The sequence below is a fragment of the Corynebacterium sp. UMB2355A genome, assembly GCF_033877495.1.
Lineage (GTDB): Bacteria > Actinomycetota > Actinomycetes > Mycobacteriales > Mycobacteriaceae > Corynebacterium > Corynebacterium pseudogenitalium.
The window spans coordinates 2,181,835-2,200,382 of sequence record NZ_CP138855.1 but is presented as its reverse complement, the minus strand read 5'-3'; the positions used below and the strand labels follow the sequence as shown (position 1 = coordinate 2,200,382).

The 18,548-nt window shown below is 59.8% G+C and carries 20 protein-coding genes and 1 pseudogene; 13 read left to right on the top strand and 8 right to left on the bottom strand.

Going from position 1 to position 18,548, the window contains the following annotated elements:
* Positions 1-96: 96 nt before the first annotated feature.
* A complete protein-coding gene (locus R0V12_RS10515) occupies positions 97-594 on the top strand; it encodes a ferritin (RefSeq protein WP_320072600.1) in 498 nt (165 codons plus the stop codon).
* Between the two features lie 279 nt (positions 595-873).
* Entirely contained in the window at positions 874-2,106 is a 1,233-nt protein-coding gene (locus R0V12_RS10510) for a DUF4185 domain-containing protein (protein WP_320072599.1), read from the top strand.
* Here the strand turns inward: R0V12_RS10510 and R0V12_RS10505 are convergent.
* A complete protein-coding gene (locus tag R0V12_RS10505) occupies positions 2,103-3,056 on the bottom strand; it encodes a Dyp-type peroxidase (RefSeq protein WP_256000409.1) in 954 nt (317 codons plus the stop codon). The genes R0V12_RS10510 and R0V12_RS10505 overlap by 4 nt on opposite strands.
* Positions 3,057-3,117: 61 nt before the next feature.
* Here R0V12_RS10505 and R0V12_RS10500 point away from each other — a divergent pair, with 61 nt between their 5' ends.
* Positions 3,118-4,560, top strand: a complete 1,443-nt coding sequence (locus tag R0V12_RS10500) for a DHA2 family efflux MFS transporter permease subunit (RefSeq protein WP_320072598.1) — start codon at positions 3,118-3,120, stop codon at positions 4,558-4,560.
* Here R0V12_RS10500 and R0V12_RS10495 read toward each other — a convergent pair.
* The gene (locus tag R0V12_RS10495; RefSeq protein ID WP_070362721.1) at positions 4,557-4,976 is read right to left on the bottom strand and encodes a GNAT family N-acetyltransferase; all 420 of its coding nucleotides are present in this window, start codon (positions 4,974-4,976) and stop codon (positions 4,557-4,559) included. The two genes, R0V12_RS10500 and R0V12_RS10495, sit on opposite strands and share 4 nt — an antisense overlap.
* 37 nt (positions 4,977-5,013) lie before the next feature.
* Here R0V12_RS10495 and R0V12_RS10490 point away from each other — a divergent pair, with 37 nt between their 5' ends.
* The gene (locus R0V12_RS10490) at positions 5,014-5,811 is read left to right on the top strand and encodes a spermidine synthase (RefSeq protein WP_320072597.1); all 798 of its coding nucleotides are present in this window, start codon (positions 5,014-5,016) and stop codon (positions 5,809-5,811) included.
* Here the strand turns inward: R0V12_RS10490 and R0V12_RS10485 are convergent.
* Positions 5,808-7,106, bottom strand: a complete 1,299-nt coding sequence (locus R0V12_RS10485) for an MFS transporter (RefSeq protein ID WP_320072596.1) — start codon at positions 7,104-7,106, stop codon at positions 5,808-5,810. The genes R0V12_RS10490 and R0V12_RS10485 overlap by 4 nt on opposite strands.
* A 168-nt stretch (positions 7,107-7,274) precedes the next feature.
* Between R0V12_RS10485 and R0V12_RS10480 the strand changes: the two genes are divergently transcribed.
* On the top strand, positions 7,275-8,315 hold the full coding sequence (locus tag R0V12_RS10480; RefSeq protein ID WP_320072595.1) for an FUSC family protein: 1,041 nt from the start codon (positions 7,275-7,277) through the stop codon (positions 8,313-8,315).
* A 3-nt stretch (positions 8,316-8,318) separates the two neighbouring features.
* Here the strand turns inward: R0V12_RS10480 and R0V12_RS10475 are convergent, their stop codons facing one another.
* Together R0V12_RS10475 and R0V12_RS10470 are read right to left on the bottom strand one after the other, a co-directional pair.
* Complete coding sequence (locus R0V12_RS10475) at positions 8,319-8,816, bottom strand: 2'-5' RNA ligase family protein (protein ID WP_070362725.1); 498 nt, start codon at positions 8,814-8,816, stop codon at positions 8,319-8,321.
* Between the two features lie 138 nt (positions 8,817-8,954).
* Positions 8,955-9,164, bottom strand: a complete 210-nt coding sequence (locus R0V12_RS10470) for a hypothetical protein (protein WP_256021206.1) — start codon at positions 9,162-9,164, stop codon at positions 8,955-8,957.
* Positions 9,165-9,311: 147 nt separating this feature from the next.
* On the opposite strand from R0V12_RS10470, the gene R0V12_RS10465 reads away from it, so the two are divergent.
* The 4 genes from R0V12_RS10465 to R0V12_RS10450 all read left to right on the top strand — a co-directional run bounded on the left by R0V12_RS10465 (position 9,312) and on the right by R0V12_RS10450 (position 13,796).
* Positions 9,312-10,802 carry an HNH endonuclease signature motif containing protein gene (locus R0V12_RS10465; protein WP_320072594.1) on the top strand — a complete coding sequence of 497 codons (1,491 nt, stop codon included), beginning with the start codon at positions 9,312-9,314 and terminating at the stop codon, positions 10,800-10,802.
* Positions 10,803-10,812: 10 nt separating this feature from the next.
* Complete coding sequence (locus R0V12_RS10460) at positions 10,813-11,361, top strand: DUF488 domain-containing protein (protein WP_284805197.1); 549 nt, start codon at positions 10,813-10,815, stop codon at positions 11,359-11,361.
* Positions 11,362-11,547: 186 nt separating this feature from the next.
* Complete coding sequence (gene cmtR / locus R0V12_RS10455; protein ID WP_070362728.1) at positions 11,548-11,907, top strand: Cd(II)/Pb(II)-sensing metalloregulatory transcriptional regulator CmtR; 360 nt, start codon at positions 11,548-11,550, stop codon at positions 11,905-11,907.
* Positions 11,904-13,796 carry a heavy metal translocating P-type ATPase gene (locus R0V12_RS10450; protein WP_320072593.1) on the top strand — a complete coding sequence of 631 codons (1,893 nt, stop codon included), beginning with the start codon at positions 11,904-11,906 and terminating at the stop codon, positions 13,794-13,796. Before cmtR ends, R0V12_RS10450 begins: the two co-directional genes overlap by 4 nt.
* Before the next feature lie 78 nt (positions 13,797-13,874).
* Here the strand turns inward: R0V12_RS10450 and R0V12_RS10445 are convergent, their stop codons facing one another.
* On the bottom strand, positions 13,875-14,855 hold the full coding sequence (locus R0V12_RS10445) for an NAD(P)-binding domain-containing protein (protein ID WP_320072592.1): 981 nt from the start codon (positions 14,853-14,855) through the stop codon (positions 13,875-13,877).
* 359 nt (positions 14,856-15,214) lie between these two features.
* Here R0V12_RS10445 and R0V12_RS10440 point away from each other — a divergent pair, with 359 nt between their 5' ends.
* Positions 15,215-15,526 carry a putative glycolipid-binding domain-containing protein gene (locus tag R0V12_RS10440; protein ID WP_288857842.1) on the top strand — a complete coding sequence of 104 codons (312 nt, stop codon included), beginning with the start codon at positions 15,215-15,217 and terminating at the stop codon, positions 15,524-15,526.
* A gap of 70 nt (positions 15,527-15,596) precedes the next feature.
* A complete protein-coding gene (gene arfB / locus R0V12_RS10435) occupies positions 15,597-16,040 on the top strand; it encodes an alternative ribosome rescue aminoacyl-tRNA hydrolase ArfB (protein WP_070362731.1) in 444 nt (147 codons plus the stop codon).
* Between the two features lie 54 nt (positions 16,041-16,094).
* Here arfB and R0V12_RS10430 read toward each other — a convergent pair whose 3' ends face one another.
* Together R0V12_RS10430 and R0V12_RS10425 are read right to left on the bottom strand one after the other, a co-directional pair.
* Positions 16,095-16,355, bottom strand: coding sequence for a HigA family addiction module antitoxin (locus R0V12_RS10430; RefSeq protein WP_070363545.1), 261 nt, complete (start codon positions 16,353-16,355; stop codon positions 16,095-16,097).
* Between the two features lie 34 nt (positions 16,356-16,389).
* Complete coding sequence (locus R0V12_RS10425) at positions 16,390-16,671, bottom strand: type II toxin-antitoxin system RelE/ParE family toxin (RefSeq protein WP_070362732.1); 282 nt, start codon at positions 16,669-16,671, stop codon at positions 16,390-16,392.
* A 493-nt stretch (positions 16,672-17,164) separates the two neighbouring features.
* Between R0V12_RS10425 and istA the strand changes: the two genes are divergently transcribed.
* Together istA and R0V12_RS10415 are read left to right on the top strand one after the other, a co-directional pair.
* Positions 17,165-18,169, top strand: a complete 1,005-nt coding sequence (istA, locus tag R0V12_RS10420; RefSeq protein ID WP_070362733.1) for an IS21 family transposase — start codon at positions 17,165-17,167, stop codon at positions 18,167-18,169.
* A gap of 94 nt (positions 18,170-18,263) precedes the next feature.
* Positions 18,264-18,521 (top strand): annotated as a pseudogene (locus tag R0V12_RS10415) (transposase); the annotation flags it as partial.
* Between the last annotated feature and the right edge of the window lie 27 nt (positions 18,522-18,548).

Genomic DNA, 18,548 nt, shown 5'->3' with positions numbered 1-18,548 from the left:
ATTAGGATACCCTTACTTTTGATGCATTTTTGCCTCGCAGGCGTAAAATAGCGCCGTAACATCAGTTTTCAACTACACCTTCAAAGGAGCTTGACTATGGACAAGAAATTGCAAGATGCAATGAACGAGCAGGTCACTGCGGAATACCAGGCGGCACTGCTGTACCGCCAGCTCGCCTACACCATGGAGGCACAGTCCTTCCCAGGCTTCGCGTCCTGGTTCGCTGAGCAGGCCCACGAGGAGTGCGACCACGCGGAGAAGTTCGCAACCCACCTGATCGACCGGGGTCACGACGTCACCCTGCACACAGTCGCCCTCGACGCACCTTCGATCGATTCCCCACTGGCGGCGTTCCAGGCGGCGCTTGAGCACGAGCGCAAGGTCTCCGCGATGATTCGAAACATCGCTGGCATCGCCGATGAGGTCAAGGACTTCGATTCCCGCTCCCTCATCACGTGGTTCCTCGACGAGCAGATCAGCGAAGAGGCAACGGTTTCCGAGATTGTTGACCAGCTGACACTTGTCGGCAATGATGGTTCTGGACTGCTGCGCCTGGACTCGGGTCTTGGTCAGCGCAACGATTCTTCGAACTAACCCAATATTCGCCCAATAATTATCGACGTCCACTTCCCCACAGCCTGCTGCGGTGAAAGGGGACGTCGAATATTTTGCCTCACGACGTTTCATCCCAGGAGCCCCATGCCTTTGCCGCCTTTGACCCGAATTATCGCCTGTGCCACTACTCTTGCTCTTGCTGCGACGGGGATTTCGGTTCCCTGCGCGCAGGCGCAAACCAACTCGATTTTGCCCGCGTGGCCTACTGTTCGTCCTAATGGACCCGAAGACCTTCCATCGAAGCCAAAGCAAAAACCGATGAAGATGCCAGATGGCACCGTCGTCCAAATCATGGGTGATGTGCTCGGCCCGTGGGCCGCGCACGTCGGTATCGGGGCTGGCGATCTAGGTACGATGACCCCGCTCAACGGTGATGAGTTCGCGATGATCTTCGGTGATTCGTTCCGCGGTAAGAAGTTCGGCGAGGGTGATTGGATCAGCCCTGTTGGCGTAGTTGCGCGAATGAACAACGGACAGATCGAAATCCTTCGCCCGCTCAAGGGGCACCGTGACGCATACGGCCTGATCAACTACTACCGGAAAGAAGGCGACAACCTGACCCTCATCCCGTCCGATGTGATCAACATCAACGGCACGCTCTACATGCAAGGCATGTGGAACCGCGGCATCGGCAATGTGCTCGAGACACAGACATGGAAGTCCACAGACGAGGGGAAAACCTGGAAGAGCATCGGGCGCACCCCTAACTACTACCTCAATGGCCTTGGCCAGCTCATCTCTTGGGAAAAAGGGCCAGACGGCTACATCTACGCAGTGATGTCCGGCTTCCAGCGCGAGCACCCGGTGTACCTGGCTCGCTTTACCGAGGAGCAGATTGGCAGTCAAGAGAGTTGGGAGCTATATAATCCCAACACCGACGAGTGGGGCAACGAAGCTGGCGCGATCCTGCACGGTAACAAGATCAAGGCCGGCGAGATGAACCTGCGATACATCGACAACCACTGGGTGTTCGTGATGTTCAACGAGGCCACGCTCGCCGTCGAGGTCCGCATTTCGGATACGCTGCCACAAAGCTGGAACGACGTGCCTGTCGCGACAATCGCCAAGAATGGCTACTGGGACTTTCAGCAGACGCCGATGAATTTCTCCCAACCTTACGGTGGGTACATCGTACCGGGTTCCACGATCGCGAACCTCGACGTCGTCATTTCGCAGTGGAACACGAACACCAACGAACGCTACATGTCGACGCAGTTCAACGTGAAAGGCCTGGACACGTTCTTCGGTATTGACCCTGAATCGATGCGCCCGCACGACCAAAACGATGTCGACGTCAACGTCACACCAAACCCACCGCAGACCGACGACATGGACGCCGAAGATAACCTGATGTCCTCGGAGGGCAGTTCCAAGACGAAGGCGGCACTCATCACGGTTGGTGTGCTCGCCGGGCTGGGCTTAATCGCTGCGGTGACGTGGCCTACCATCCGCGAGTACCTACCACCGCAGTTACAGCAGCTTGTGGGTTAGCGCAGTTCTTCCTTGACGTAATCCTCGACGTTTTCCATGAATGTTTTCGGCGGTGCAAAGAAGTTGCACCCGGTGAGTGCCGTGGAAAAGTCGAGGATTCTGTCATAGTTGCCAACTGGCTCGCCGATGAACATGCGTCGCAGCATCCGCTCGGTGATGGCGACGTCCTTCGCGTAGCTCATAAAGAATGTGCCCTGCTGGCCGGCTGCGTCACCGAAGGTGAGGTTGTTGCGGACGATCTCCAACGATTCGCCGTCTTCATCTTCGATCGAGTTCACAGCAACGTGACTGTTGGCCGGTTTCGCGTCGTCGTCGAACTCGATGTCCTCGTGCTTCGTGCGGCCGATGACACGCTCCTGCTCCTCGACGGGTAAATCGTCCCAGGCTTTCAGATCGTGGACGTACTTTTGCAGCACGATGTGGCTGCCACCCGCCCACTTTCCTTCGCGGATAATCGCCGTTGCGATGCCGTCTTGGCCGCGCGGGGACTCAGTGCCGTCGACAAACCCGAGAGGGTCGCGGAAGTCCTGGTACTGGAAAGCGTGCGTCTCATCGAAGTCTTCGATGGCGTCACCGAGCTGTTTCGTGATGCGGCGCGCAAGTTCGAAGGCGACGTCATATTCGTCGGCACGAATGTGGAAGAACAGGTCGCCTGGTGTCGACGGCGCGTGGTGCTTCTCCCCTTGCAGTTCGACGAATTCGTGGAGGCCTTCGGGCTTTTCCACGGTGAAGAGGCGGTCCCACATCGAGGCGCCAATGCCGAGGACCGCACTTAAGTGAGCCTCTGGCCAGCGGAAGCCGACACCGTTGACGAGCCCTGCAAGGCCACCGATGATGTCTACTACGTCGCGCTCGTGCCCTTGTGCGATGGTGAGCGTCAAAAAGATTGCGTCTTTTGACTGCGGGAGGATGACGTTCTGGGAGACTTCTGTCGAATGTATATCGCTCATAGGTGCCATCATATGCCCTATGCTCTTTCGCCACTGGCGACCACCCGGTAGAGTCAGTGCGATGGAGACTCCCCGCAGCACAGGGCCCTGGGCGGCGTTGTGGTCGATGATGGTCGGGTTTTTCGTGATTCTGGTGGACTCGACGATCGTTGCCGTCGCTATTCCTGCGATTTCCACAGCGTTTAACGCCACCTACAGCCAGATTATCTGGGTGAACAGTTCGTACTTGCTGGCGTACGCGGTGCCGCTGCTGATTACGGGGCGGCTCGGAGACAGGATCGGACCGCGGACCGTGTACCTGTGTGGCTTGAGCCTGTTCACGGTCGCCTCGCTGGCGTGCGGCTTGGCAACCTCAATCGAGGCACTGATTCTTGCCCGGGCTGTGCAGGGCTTTGGCGGTGCCCTAGTGACACCGCAGACGATGTCGGTGATGCTGCGCACGTTCGCACCGCAGCAGCGGGGTGGCGCCATGGGCGTCTGGGGCGCAACGGCAGGGGTAGCGACAATCGTTGGGCCGCTGCTCGGTGGCCTCCTCGTCGACGCCTGGGGCTGGGCGTGGATCTTCATCATCAACGTCCCGGTGGGCATTGTTGGCATCGCATTGGCGTGGGTCTTCGTGCCGAGGCTCGAGCAAAATGCACGGACATTTGACTGGGTTGGCGTCGCTCTGTCGGCTTCGGGCATGTTCTGCCTGGTGTTCGGCATCCAGGAAGGACAGACATTTTCGTGGAGCTTCGCCATCGTTGCACTCATTTGCACCGGCGCCGTGTTGCTGTCGCTCTTCGTATGGTGGCAAACAAAAACCACCCGGGATCCATTGGTGCCGTTGGAGCTGTTTTCTGACCGAAACTTTTCCCTCGCCTGCGTAGCAATTTCTACGGTTGGGTTTGCAATCTCCACCTACGTCATTCCGTGGATGATCTACGTGCAAAACGTGCAACACTACTCGCCAACCCAAGCAGCGCTGCTCCTGCTTCCCGCGGGATTGATTTCTGGATGCTTCTCGCCTTGGGTCGGCAAGCTCACCAACACGCATCAGCCCAAGCCGTTCGCGATCGCAGGGCTCTCGCTCGTCGCGGTCGCGATTGGTGCCGCGGCCTTCATTACCGACCCGAGTGTCTCCCCAATGTGGTTACTCGCGGTCTCCGTGATCAACGGGTTTGGCAACTCCATGGTGTGGGGGCCATTGTCCATGATCGCGACACGAAACCTCGATCCCCGCCTGGCCGGGGCGGGTTCCAGCGTGTATAACACCGTGCGACAGCTCGGCGCGGTCATTGGCTCGGCGGGGATCGCGGCAATGATGTCGCAGCAGCTCACGCGCCAGCTCGGGCCAGCAGCTGCCGACTTTTCCGGCGGCGGGAGCGCCCAAGCGCTCCCCGACGTGCTTCACCAACCATTCGCGCAGGCGATGTCCACGTCTATGCTTCTGCCGTTGAGCGTCGTCATCGTTGGCGTACTTGTTTCCACCAGATTTGTGCGCACCCAGTCTTGGAACGATTAATCTTCCAGGGAAATCATGTACACAGGTGGCTCAATCTTGAAGTAGCCGAGGTGCTCCCAGAAAGCACGCCCTGCGTCATTTCCTTCCGCCACCATCAGGTGCACTGCGGGGGCCTTGCGCTCGCGCAGCCAGTCCACGCAGCCGTCGGAAAGCAGGCGCCCAACGCCGCCTCCCCGTGCGTTAGGACGCACACCGGTCATGTGGATCCACCCGCGGTGGCCGTCGAAACCTACGATGGTCGCGCCGTCGACGACACCTTGGGGGGACTCCGCTACGAGTACTGTGCTGCCGGGGCTTTCCATCGCAAGATCGAAGTCAGTCGGCGGGTCGTTCCATTCCTGGGTAATGCCAGATTCGTCCCAAACATCCACGACCGCCTGGCGGTCTTCGGGGCGGGCTTCACGCAATGTGTACATAACAGGTAAGAATAAACGCTGAAAGGTAGAGCATGAAATGCGACGCAAACCCCGCACCCAAAAGAAATCCATTACGGGAACATTCCCCGTAGACACCGGCAGAGCGACCATCATCGCCGACAAACTTCGCGACGGCGGCTACACCCTCGAACTCAACCGCGTCCCCAGCTCCTACGTTGTACTCGGTGCGCCGGAGGTGCTGACGTTCGACTACATGCAGTGGATCACGGGATTCATCCGCCCCGGCGACACCGTGCCCTCGGATTTCCGCGCAGTCCACCTCGGCGGGGCCGCGTGCACGCTGCCTGCATACTTCGCACACCGTTACCCCCAAAGCCACCAGACGGCAGTGGAGATCGACCGGGAACTCGCACAACTCGTACGCTGGGCATTTCAGGAGAACCTCGAGCCGGTCACAATCCGCTGCGCCGAAGCACGTGCTTTCACTCATGCCTGCCAACCACGCAGCCTTGACCTCATCGTTCGCGACGTTTTCAGCGGCCCCTCCACCCCTCGCCCGCTGACCACCGTCGAGTTTTTCCGCGCGTGCACCGTGGCACTGCGCCCGGGAGGCATCTACATCGCAAACATCGGCGATAGGCAGCAGCTTCCAAACACTCGCGCGGAGATAGCCGGGCTCCTCGAAGTGTTCTCTTACGCGGTGGCCGTCGCGCCGCCAGCAATGCTCGACGGCCACGAGTACGGCAACGTCATCGTCGCCGCGAGCAACGCACCCTTACTTTTCGACGCCACCTCCGACCCCACCGTGGCCGTGAAAGACGGTACGGCCCTGCTCACGGGCGTTTCCACTGACAGCCTTGCCCGGCGCGACTAGGCTAACTGCTGCGCTTCCGGCACCCAAAGCTTGCGGGCCCCGCGGAACGTTGCGCTCACTCCGAACAGCACCAACAATGTGAACACCGGCACAGAAACAAAACCGTAGCCGTAGGAGCCGAAGTAGTCTTTCACCCACCCCCAGACAGCCGCACCAATTGAAAGCCCAATTGGGTAGGCCATCCCCAGCGTGCCCCAAATCTTCGAGAACTCTTTCTGGCCAAACGAATGCTCTGCGATCAGTGGTGGGGCGACGGTGCCGCTTGCAGTACCGAGGAAGATGAAGATCACGAAGAACACGTAAGGCAGGAGCGTGGTCATGTATGCCCACGCCGCGGTCGCGCCGGCCGCAATCAGCAGCACGATCCACAGGGCCCGCTCCAGGCCGATTTTATCGATGAACCAGCCAAGAAACGGTTTGAACACGATCAGACAAATCGTTGCCGTGATAATGATTGTTGAAATTTCCTCTGGGCGAAGCTCCACACCCCACGGCTTGCCAGAAAGATAGTTCACGAAGTGTTGCGTCATCCCGTAGATCGCGCCCAACAACAGCAATGAGGCCGCCAATACGTAGAACCAGATGCTGCCAAAAGCCTCCCGCTGCGTCATTCCCGGCTCGTTACCAGTTTTCGTGGTCACTTCATCTGCCGGTGCCACCTCCGCACCGTACGGGCGTAGGCCGAGATCCTCAGGATTGCTGCGGATCAGGAACAACGCCGGTCCCGTTGTCAGCACAACCATTGCGACGGCCATAATCACCATCGAGGTCCTCCATCCAACGGTTCTCAGCAGGATCGGCACTACTACGCCGAGGATCACACCGCCCACTCCTGTTCCCGCCAGGACGATGCCCAACACGGTTCCTCGTTTAGCCACAAACCAGCGATTGATAACGACGATCGGGACGTACTGCAGCGAAAGCCCCACGCCGATACCAATGACGATTCCGGCTGCATAAAACCACCACAGAGATTGTGCGGCGGAAAAGACAACCAAGCCACCCGCAGCAATGAGACCACCAAGGACCAACAAGCCAGGCGCCTTGATTCGGTCAATGAGCATGCCAGCCACCGGCATTGACGCCGCGGAAGCGAAGCCATACAAAGTGAAATAAATCATGAACGCACCTGCACGGGTCCCAGGAAAGTCCCCGAGCACCGCCGGTGTAAAGAAACTCAGACCAGTCAGCGTTATTGAAAACGCCACCTCTACCAGCAAGGCACCGATAATGACCATCAGGTGACGTGCCGGGATTTTCCCAGCGGATTGAATATGCCCTTCAGTCGCAGCCATGTCCGCTACTCCCTCGCAGTCAAAAGAGAATTTGAATGGACTTAGTGTGCGTCCGCCTCCGACACAATTGGCGTTTTTGGGTTCTGTGACAGAGGGCTGGCAGAGGGCTAAGGTAACAACTCTGTTACTTCCGGGAGAAAGGGCTGATCTTTGAACCATTTTCGCGCCATGTTCACGATGGCACCCGCACGCCGGGACCATATCCCTGCCTTCCGCACAGCCGCCGGAGTAGCCATCCCACTCCTACTCCTGCTCTGGATCGGCCGCTTCGACCTTGCCATCTACGCCAACTTTGGCGCGTTTACGGGTGTTTATGGACGCCACGAAACCCGACAGGATAGGGCACGCCACCAGCTCCTTGCAGGTACCGCCATCGTGGTCGCGATCGCAATCGGCGCGACAATGTCTTGGACCCACGCAAACCAGTGGCTCATTATGCTCATCTCTGCCATCGCGTCCTCGGTGTGGGCGACCATCGCGCTGTGGTCAGGTACACGCCCAACCGGGTCCGTCTTCGTACTCTTCGCAATCGCCGCGGTGGGGTCCCTTGCCCACCCGGCACACCCACTGATCGCTACAGCAGTCGCTGCTGCGACGGCCGGTCTTTGCTTTGGGCTCGGGAGAATATCGCACCTCATAGGGGAAGGTCCCAATGTGCGTGAACCGCGAGGGGAGGAAGTGGGCGTCGATAAGCAGGCGCTGAAGCGAGAGGCAGCGCGATTCTTCCTCGCTCCCCTGCTCGCTGGAACGATCGGCATCATCTCCGTCGCTCTCATTGACCCGCTGTCGCACTTCTACTGGGCGATGGTCGCTGCGGTAGTGCCGCTGGTCAACAATCGCTACCGCGTGCAGTACTTTCGTGCCTTGCAACGTATGCTCGGCACCCTTTCCGGCATTCTCGTCGCCGGGTTCCTCCTCTCGCACCACATGCAGGAATGGCAGTTCGTGATATGGATCATCATCCTGCAGTTCTTGACCGAAACCTATGTCACCCGCAACTACACGCTGGCAGCGAGCTTCATCACCCCGACCGCCCTGCTGATGATCCAAGCCGTCGAACCTGCCCCCGTCGCGCCAATGCTCCTTGCGCGCAGTGCGGAAACCATCCTCGGTGCTGCCTCAGCGCTCGTAATTATCGCCATCGAATATACCAGAACCAACCCGCACTTGGTACGCCAACGCCTCAAGGCTGCCACCCCTAAAGCCTAAGGCCTAAACCTCAAACCGATACTCGGAGCCATACCGCGGCTGGTACAGCGCCGCATACTCCACATCCACAGCCCTGAAGTGTGGCGATGTCACTTCAGCAAGTGCCTGGATATAGTCCCCTACGATCGCCTTCGGCAGGCGCAGCCCCATCGTTAGGTGCGGAATCCACCGAGCACCACGGCCATCGGGATTGAGCTCGTTGAGCTCCCGCGCTGCTCGCTCAAGCTCGTCCGGGCCCTGCAGCAGCCACGCCACCGTCTGCTTCGACTTCGTCCCGAACACCACCGTGCCTACCCTGTCCAGACGCGCAGGCAATAACTGGGGCAGGAGTTCCCCTGCTCGGGCGATCACCTTTCGAGCCATCTGAGGAGCGAACGTCACTGACACGTGCGGGCGCTGCTGCTGAACGGGAAATCCGCGCTGCGCCAGCTCCTCATAAATCTTGCGAATCTCCTGCTCCTGCGTCTTCGGCAAGCGCAGCAAAATGTTCTCCGGGGACATACGACCTCACTCGTTGATGTCTTTCAGGTCCACGATAACGTCGGGGTTGCCGAACGCCTTGCGGACACGCTCGAGGGCATCGGGAAGGCTCAGCCCGTCGGCGGCAGCGCTTAAGATCACGTCTTGTAGGTCGCCTCCTCAGCCCCAATCTTTGTAGTCATCAAACCCATATCCAGTGCCGGTGAGCACTTTGTCATCGTTGAACTTCAGCGCCATGACACCGTTTCCAAACCGCCACATCCACCCCGTCCCTGGGCACGGCTCACTGGTTTTCGCTTTGCAACATGGCGTCGGAATCATCTCGAGACCCATGTACCGGTAGCGATCATCACTGTCATTGCTTGCCATGTTCGTCGAGCGCCTCCACCCTCAAGTGATTGTCTGCCACGTCTCAACGTACCAAACCGCCAGAAAGTTCGTTCATTTGTTCGAATCGTGCCGATCTGTGTCGGCGGGGGGTTGATAGGGTGAGAGCAACTCACGAAAGGAGGGGGCATGACCAGCACAATCACCCGATGCGTCAACGGTATTTCGGCAGCGCTGCGCACGTTAAGTGAGCTTTTCGCCGACCCCTCCGCCCTCACATTCAGTGATATCCGGCACGAAATGGAACGCCTCGAGGAGCAATTCAAAAAGAAGGCAACTATCGACGCCGCGTTCGCCTTCATCGCCGAGCGCGAAGAAGCTGGCCGAATTGTCGGCGCTAACTACCCCAACGCGTACCTCCAGCAGTGCCTCGACCTGTCAAAGGGCGAAGCCTACAACCGCCTTGAACGCGGCCGACTCCTCTTCGGCCAGCCGCCAGCACCTAGCACTCCCCCGGCCAGCGAGGAAAGCACCGAGGAGCTTTTCGCTCGCACCCATGAAGTGGAGCAGCAGCAGGCAACTGCCAGAAGAACGTCTTCCCAGGTTAGTGCAGAGAAGCAAAACATCATCCGGCGCGAACTCGACAAGTTGCTCAAAGCTGGCGTGGACGAACGCACCCGCATCTACTCCGCAGCCATGACCGAGGGCTTACGTCGCAACCCCGAAGACCTCCGGCAGTTCGTTCGCCGCGCAGTCAGCGACGTCAACCGGAAACACGCCCCACATACCAACCCTAATGCCGGGTATGAAAATCGTGGCATGTCCATTGGTCGTCGCAAATCGGATGGCACTGTAGACATCTACATCAACGCTACGGCTGGAGATGCCGCCCTGATCAAAGCGCACACAGACAAGGGCCTCGCGCCAAACTCCAACCTTCCAGCAGCGATGCACGACGAAGTGGACTCCCGCACCCGGCAGCAACGTCGGTTCGACCAGTTCTTCGCCATTTTCAAACAACACGAGCAATCGCACCAGAAGGCGAACGGCGGCGCTGCCTCGGTGGTCATTGCACTTACTCTCGACGACCTCGCCGACGGCGATGCTTCCATGCTTTACGGCACCAACACCGGCATCGAAGTCGACTGTTTCGATCTTGTACGCCTCGGCATGGACGGAACTACAGACTTCCTCCTCCAAGTGGACGGCGTCACCTCAGTACCACTGTGGATGGGGAGAACCACCCGGCTCGCATCGGTCGAACAGCGAATCGCAATGTTCGCCATCCAAGGAGTATGCTCCTGGCTCGACTGCACCACCCCTATGTCAGAATGTGAGGCACATCATATCCTCGCCTGGATAAAGGGCGGACACACCGATATTGAAAACCTCACTGGTCTTTGCCGCGAGCACCACAGATGCAACAACGACAACAGAGACGGCTCCTTTAACAAGGGCTACATGGATTTCGACCCGCAAACAGGCAAAGCGGGATACCGAAAGCACCCGTCCGATCCAATGAAACTCAACCAATCGGTGCCTGCGAAACACTCGGCAGTCAGCAGAATCTACGCCGCAAAAGGCAGGTGCAACTGCGTACGGACCGGAGAGCGTGACCCCGCCTTGTATCCGCCAGGCCTCTCACCTCCCGTTACGGCTCCACTATCTCAAAGCGCCTAGGGTCGGAGGCATGAAGATCTTTACCGTCGGCCATTCAAACCTCGAGTTTGACCAATTCGTGGGCATGCTCGAGGCTTCCGGCGTGCGTGCAGTCGTGGACGTGCGCAAGCTTCCCGGCTCCAGGAAGTACCCCTGGTTCAACGACGATCAACTTGCCCAACACTTACCTGGGCACGGCATCGAATACTCCCGAAACGAAGGGCTCACCGGGCGGCGCAACGTGTCCAAAACAGTCCCCTTCGAGGTGAACGGCAACTGGCGCAACCGAAGCTTTCACAACTACGCGGACCACGCCCTTGGCGACGAATTCGCACAGTCACTCCAAGCGCTCAGGGAACAAGCCAGGACATGCCCAACAGTAATCATGTGCTCAGAGGCAGTCTGGTGGCGTTGCCACCGACGCATCATCGCCGACCACCTCCTGGCCCACGGCGACAACGTGCAGCACATCATGGGAATGACGCAGCATGGCCCCACCCTAAGTGCAGCGAAGCTTAACGACGGAGCTGTCGTCGGCGAGGATAAGAAAGTACGCTACCCGGAGCAAGAGACCAAGTAGCACGTTTCAACTACCCACCGCTGCCCCTGTTCCCATTTCCGCAGTACGCGCCCATTTTTAGCTAGAGGGGCGCTAACCTCTCAAAAGCCTCCCAAAATGCATTGATTGAACAGGTGGCAAACTCTTCGCTTCAATGTCAGTTCAGTGCGTTTGAAATAGTTCAGTATTGACTGTATAGTTCAGCGCATGCTGACTATTGCTTCGCGCCTCGATGTCATGAACCGGCTCGGCCGGGCCATGGCGGATCCGACGCGCTCCAGAATCCTGATGACCCTACTCGACGGCCCGAGCTACCCGGCTGTGCTTTCGCGCGACCTGGACTTGACCCGCTCGAACGTCTCGAACCACCTGACCTGCTTGCGTGACTGCGGCATCGTCGTCGCCGAGCCGGAGGGCCGCAAGACACGCTACGAAATCGCCGATCCGCACCTCGCGACAGCGCTCAACGCGCTAGTGAACGCGACGTTGGCTGTCGACGAGAATGCCCCGTGCATCGACCCTGAGTGCTCGGTGCCCGGCTGCGACGAGAAAGGAACGGACGCATGAGTTCAGCGTGTGGATGCGAACACGAACCAACCACGGAAATCGAAGATCTCGATCGGCCATGGTGGAAGGACCCCGAGTTGCTACTGCCGATCTTCTCCGGCGTAGCCCTCTGCATAGGTCTGGCGCTGGGCTGGTCCGGGCTAGAGGCACCCGCGACAGTACTGTTCTGGGTCGGCCTACTGTTGGGGGCGTATACGTTCGCGCCCGGCGCTACCCGGAACCTTGTCACGAAGCGCAAGCTCGGCATTGGCTTGCTGATGACAATCAGCGCGGTCGGCGCGGTAATCCTCGGTTACGTCGGAGAGGCCGCGGCGCTAGCGTTCCTGTACTCGATCGCCGAGGCGCTGGAGGACAAGGCGATGGACCGGGCCCAGAGTGGACTGCGAGCACTGTTGAAATTGGTACCACAGACCGCGACGGTGCAGCGCGACGGTACGGCGGTCGAAGTCGCAGCGAAGGACCTCGTGGTTGGCGAGCTGATGCTCGTTCGCCCCGGGGAGCGGATCGCCACGGACGGCATCATTCGTTCCGGACGCTCCAGCCTTGACACCTCAGCGATCACCGGAGAATCCATTCCGGAGGAGGTCGCACCGGGCGACGAGGTGCCCGCGGGAGCGATCAACTCCGCCGGTGTGTTGGAGGTCGAGACGACCGCAGCTGGAACTGACAACTCGCTGACCACACTCGTGGACCTGGTCGAGCAGGCACAGGCGGAAAAGGGCGACCGCGCCCGGATCGCCGACCGGATTGCCCGACCCCTAGTGCCCGGGGTGATGATCCTGGCGGTGCTGGTCGGCGTGATTGGCTCGCTGCTGGGCGACCCCGAGACGTGGATCACCCGTGCGTTGGTGGTTCTGGTCGCAGCGTCGCCGTGCGCGTTGGCAATCTCCGTGCCGCTGACGGTCGTGGCCGCGATCGGCGCGGCCAGCCAGTTCGGCGTGGTCATCAAGTCCGGCGCGGCGTTCGAGCGGCTCGGCGGCATCCGTCACCTGGCGGTGGACAAGACCGGAACCCTTACCCGCAACCAGCCCGAGGTTACCGGGGTGGTCCCGGCGGACAGATTCGATCGGGCCCAGGTGCTTTCCTTCGCAGCGGCAGTTGAGCAGCAATCGACGCACCCCCTCGCCGCGGCGATCGCGGCAGCGGCGCCCGAAGCACCCGCTGCCTCGGACATCAGCGAGGAAGCCGGTCATGGCATCGGCGGCACCGTCGAAGGTCGACGGGTGCTGGTGGGCAGCCCCCGGTGGATCGACGCCGGGCCACTGAAGGCAGACGTTGAGCGCATGGAGTCCGAAGGTCAGACCTGCGTCCTGGTCACCGTCGATGACACCCTCGCCGGAGCGATCGGGGTCCGCGACGAGCTGCGTCCCGAGGTTCCCGAAGCTGTGCAGACCCTGCACGCTAACGACGTGAAGGTGAGCATGCTCACCGGCGACAACACTCGCACCGCCCGGGCGCTGGCTGAGATCGCCGGGATCGACGATGTGCGCGCCGAGCTACGCCCAGAGGACAAGGCAAGCATCGTCGCCGAACTCTCCTCCAAGACACCGACGGCCATGATCGGCGACGGCATCAACGATGCTCCGGCACTGGCGGGCGCAACGGTGGGTATAGCGATGGGAGCGACCGGCTCTGACGCCGCGATCGAGTCCGCTGACGTCGCCTTCACCGGCCACGACCTCCGGCTGATCCCTCAGGCACTGCAACACGCCCGCCGAGGCAGCAGGATCATCAACCAGAACATCGTGCTGTCTCTGGCTATCATCATCGTGTTGATGCCGCTGGCGATCAGCGGCGTGCTGGGCTTGGCCGCCGTCGTATTGGTTCACGAGGTCGCCGAAGTCATCGTGATCTTGAACGGCCTGCGGGCTGCACAAGCGAAGCGCTGAGCCACACTTTCGTCCAGCGCGCTGGCTCCCCAACGCGGATCTTAGAAGGATCGTTCTGCTCAGGGACCAAGCGTCATCTCAAAACTTTTGATGCCGAGCTTTATCGACACGGCCCGCAACAACCTGGGCAGTGTGTTTGGCAAAAGGCCCCACACCCATCAGCGTTGCCGAGCCGTCGCCGGTCCAGTTGCCATAACCGACTAGATGCAGATTCTTCACCGCGGCTTCGCGGCCGCGCATGAGGTGGCGGAATGGACCGAGGGTTGGGCGAAAACCAGTGCACCAGATCAGGTGGTCGTGGTCCAGCTCGTTCAAGCTATCGAAGATGGGGGTAGCGGTGAGCTGACCGGAGTTGCGGAGCTCACGTAGATGAGGCAATGCGACAATGTCCCCGAGGTTCGGGTCGGCATCGCCACCGAGAATCCGGCGGCGGCTGCGGAGAAAGAGATCGCGACCATCGACATCATCAGGCATCCAGCGCGGTTGCTCACGTGTGAACCATGTGACCTCCGACGTCCCGATGAGGTCCGCGGCGATCTGAGCACCCGAGTTCGCCCCACCGACCACCGCAACTTTCGCATCGCGGAATGGTTCGGGACCAGGGTAGGTCGACGAGTGCCACTGGCGTCCGCCGAAGGTGCCGGGATAGTAGGGCACGAAGGGCGCGGACCACGTGCCTGTGGCTGCGACAACGTGTTCCGCCGTGAATTGACCGGCGGTCGTACTGAGGTAGAACATCCCTTCCTCATGGGACACGCTGTGGACATGCACTGGGCGCCTGACCGGAAGGTCGTAGCGTTTTTCGTAGCTTTCCAGATAGTCGATGACATGACTTACAGGCGGGTACCCCGGGTAGTGCGGCATGGGCCAGCCGGGCAGGTTGGAGAACTCCGCGGCGGAGAAAAGCGTCAATGACGGCCACGTATGCAACCACGCTCCGCCGGGTTCCTCTTGGTTGTCTAGAACCAAGAAGTCCACTTCGAAGCGCCGCAGGTAGTACGACGTGGCTAGGCCGGACTGGCCACCACCGACGACGATTGCCGTGTGGTGCTCAGACAATTGATCATCCCTCCAGAATCTCCCGGAAGCGCCACTCAGTGTCGTTTCTCATCGGGCACATGCCCGGCCAGGTGTGTCTCCGCGAGCTCACCAACGGGAGAGCTTGTCAATGGTAATCAACGATCTCCACCTTAATGCCCCGCGTTACACGTTGAACTTGAACTCGACCGAGTTTCAGTCGAAAGCTACCTGCCTTTTCGCACCATCAAGCGTAGTAAAATCCTCACCACGGTGCGCACGTATAAGTGGGAGCTGCGCGCCGCGGAGAACTGCGTGACCGAACGTGTGTCGGTGAACGTTGAAGGCGACGGATGGGGCGAAGCCTCGAGCTGTTTAGGTCCGAGCAAGGCGTGGGGTCGGTGGAAACCAATGAAGAGGGCGCCCAGCCTGAAGATCTGCCCTCCCCCGGTATCGTCCAGTCAGCCGACCTGAAAGCCGCACTCGATTGCGATCTCGGTCTGTGTCCTCTCACCATCACAATGCCTATTCGTCGCTTGACGCTGCTTGAGACTCAGGTTCCGAAAACGCAGCTGATCATGACTTGGATTGATATACCGTCCCTCCAGGTGATCGCATCAGACCAGTACTACAGCTCCGTCGATGCTGAAACTGTCCGATACGAAAGCGGAACACGGGGAGTCGACGTCGAGTTGGAGGTCGACGGTGACTGAGTGGTCGTACATTACCCTGATCTCGCACGTCGGGTCTGATCCGGAAACAACTCTAACTACGCTGGGCGGTATGAACGATCTGACCATCGCGCCCGGACCGGGGATCCCCGGTGGCCTCGTCGTCGCCGCGGCGGACCTGTCGGAGCGGTTCGCGAAGGCATCGGGCCCGGGCGGCCAGGGCGTCAACACCACCGACAGTAAGGTGCAGCTGTCCATCGACATCGCGGAATGCGCATCGCTTTCCGACACCCAACGCCGCCGCGCTCTCCACAACCTCGAACACCGCCTGGACGGCACGGTGCTCACCGTGAGCGCATCGACGCAGCGGTCGCAGGTCCGCAACCGTGCCGAGGCGCGGGAACGCATGGCCATCTTGTTGCGCGAGGCGCTCGCCCCACCGCCTCCCCCGCGGCGGAAAACGAAGCCGACGCGCGGCTCGGTGCGGCGCCGTCTCGAAGCGAAAAAGCGGCGCTCGGAGCTCAAGTCCACGCGACGGCGTCCCCAAATTCCCTAGTTCGAACCATCCGCGTGCATATCCTCACGCTGACGGACCTGGTTCGGGTAACTGCTACGCCGAGACAGCGTGAACCGGCTGAATCCTCTCGATCTCGGCGAGGATTTTGTCTTCTGCCACATCCAGGTCGTACTGGGTCTGTAACCCGAGCCAGAACTGGGGGCTCATTCCGAAGAACTTAGCCAAGCGAAGAGCAGTGTCCGCGGTTACAGCGCGCTTACCGTGAACAATTTCGTTGATCCGGCGGGGCGGAACGCCGATGGAGACTGCGAGCTTGTGCTGGGTGATCCCCATTTCCTTGAGAAAGTCCTCCATGAGGATCTCACCGGGGTGAATCGGAGGGAGCTTGTCAGTGGTAGTCAACGATCTCAACCTCCTCTGGCCCCGCGGCAGACCACCGAAAACAGATCCGCCACTGGTCGTTGATTCGAATGCTGAACTGACCCCGCCGATCACCTTTCAACGCCTCAAGCCGGTTCCCCGGGGGAATCCGTAACTCATCAACAGTCTGCGCGTACCCAAGCTGGCGAAGCTTGCGCAGCGCTACTGAGTGAATGCGGGAATCGATCGAGCGAACCCGCTCTCGATTCCACAAACGCTCAGTGTCTTTGTCAGCGAACGACTGGATCACGCTTCACCCTATCTCCCATAACGCGAAGCGTCAATAACGCTACACGTTAAATTTGAACTCGACGGCGTGTCGGCGCAAAGAAACCTTTTCGCGAAAGACAGTAAGTAAATCCAGAGAAGTACCGCAGGATGCGGTCATGGCGCTATCGCTCCCGGTGCCGTTTTGGTGTAGTTGGTACGGGGTGTCTGCGTAGTTGGTACTGGTTTTCCGTGTAGTTGGTACTGCTTTGGGGCAGGTTGGATTTCGGCGGCATCGCAATTCGGTGGTGCCGTGTCTGACCTGTTTTGAAGGAGGACGGCTAGATGGCCGACTTCAGAGTGTCAGCGCTCTTTGAAAAGTAGCCCAAAATGTTGCGACCGGCTATTTGGTAGCGGTGTGGTGACTTTCGGGTAGCGGTTTAGTGGGTATCCGGTAGCGGGGTTGGCGGTGGCGGGTGATGCTTTCGGGTGGTTGCACCACAGGGGTGTAGCCGGTTACCGGAAGGAGTCCGCTGATGACGGATTACCGGACGGTGATGAAGCTGCTTGTGCAGCAGCGTTCGTACCGCCAGATTGAACAACAGCTCGGGTGCTCGCACCGCGCGATTTCCCGGTCGAACCAGGTGCTTCGATCCCTCGGGATTCGCACCGTCGACCAGGTTTTGGCGCTGACGGATGATGAGCTCGACGAGTTATTCGTCGATGGGCGCAGCACCGGCCAGGGCGAATTCGTCCCCATCGATTTCGATGCGGTGGTCAAAGCCCGCACGGGGCGTGACAAGCAGACACTGCAAGTGCTGTGGGCGCGCTACACCACCACACCTGCTTTACCCGGCCAGCTCCATTACAGCTACGACCGGTTTCGCCAGTTGGTGGCGTCCCATGTCGACGCGGCCGGTTTGACCGCACGCATCACCCACACTCCGGGGCACACCATGCAGGTGGATTGGGCAGGCACCAAGATGCGCCTGTTCGACCCTGACGGCACACCGGGGATCAAGGTCAGCGTGTTTGTCGCCTCAATGCCGTATTCCGGGATGATTTTTGCCCTCGCGTGTCCGGATGAGCGCCAGCATTCCTGGCTTGATGCCCACCACCACGCGTTCGCCTACTTCGGGGGCGTGCCTGAGGTTGTGGTGCCGGATAATGCCTCGACTGCGTCGAACGCGATCAGCGCGGCGGATCGAAACCGCAAGGTCAACGACACCTACGAGCAGTTTTTGGAGCATTACAACGCCGCAGCACTGCCCACGAGGTCGAGACGGCCGAAAGACAAAGCCAATGTCGAAGCTGCAGTCAAGATCGTCACCCACAAGGTCATCCACGCACTCGATGGCCACCAGTGCGTCGATCTAGACGAGCTCAACTCGCGCATTAAACAGCTGGTTGACCAGATCAACCAGGCGGTGCCGTTTCGTCACCAGCAGTCAAGCCGCAGAGACATTTTTGATGCGCATGAAAAGCACCTTTTGACATCACTTCCCGATACCCCGTGGGTTGCGTCCCTTAGTGTGGTGTAACGCTTGCTGATGGTGGGCTTCGGAAATAGTGGGGCGGCCACCGTCAGTCAACCTTTCGACTCAACTACCACATCTCACCGAAAGGCACATGACGATGACCGCTGCACCGCATTCTATCGACCCAGCAACCTACTTGGACGATCTACTCGCCCAAGCCTCCCCTGACCTGATGCGGCAGATGCTGCAAGGGTTTATCAACCAGATCCTCTCCGCCCAGGCCGACACCGTCTGCAGCGCCGAATACGGCGTGGCTTCTGAACAGCGGGTCAACCACCGCAACGGGTACCGCCACCGCGAGCTCGACACCCGTGTCGGCACGATCGATGTGGCAGTACCGAAGCTGCGGCAGGGCGCCCGTGAGGGGCATCGACCAGATGAT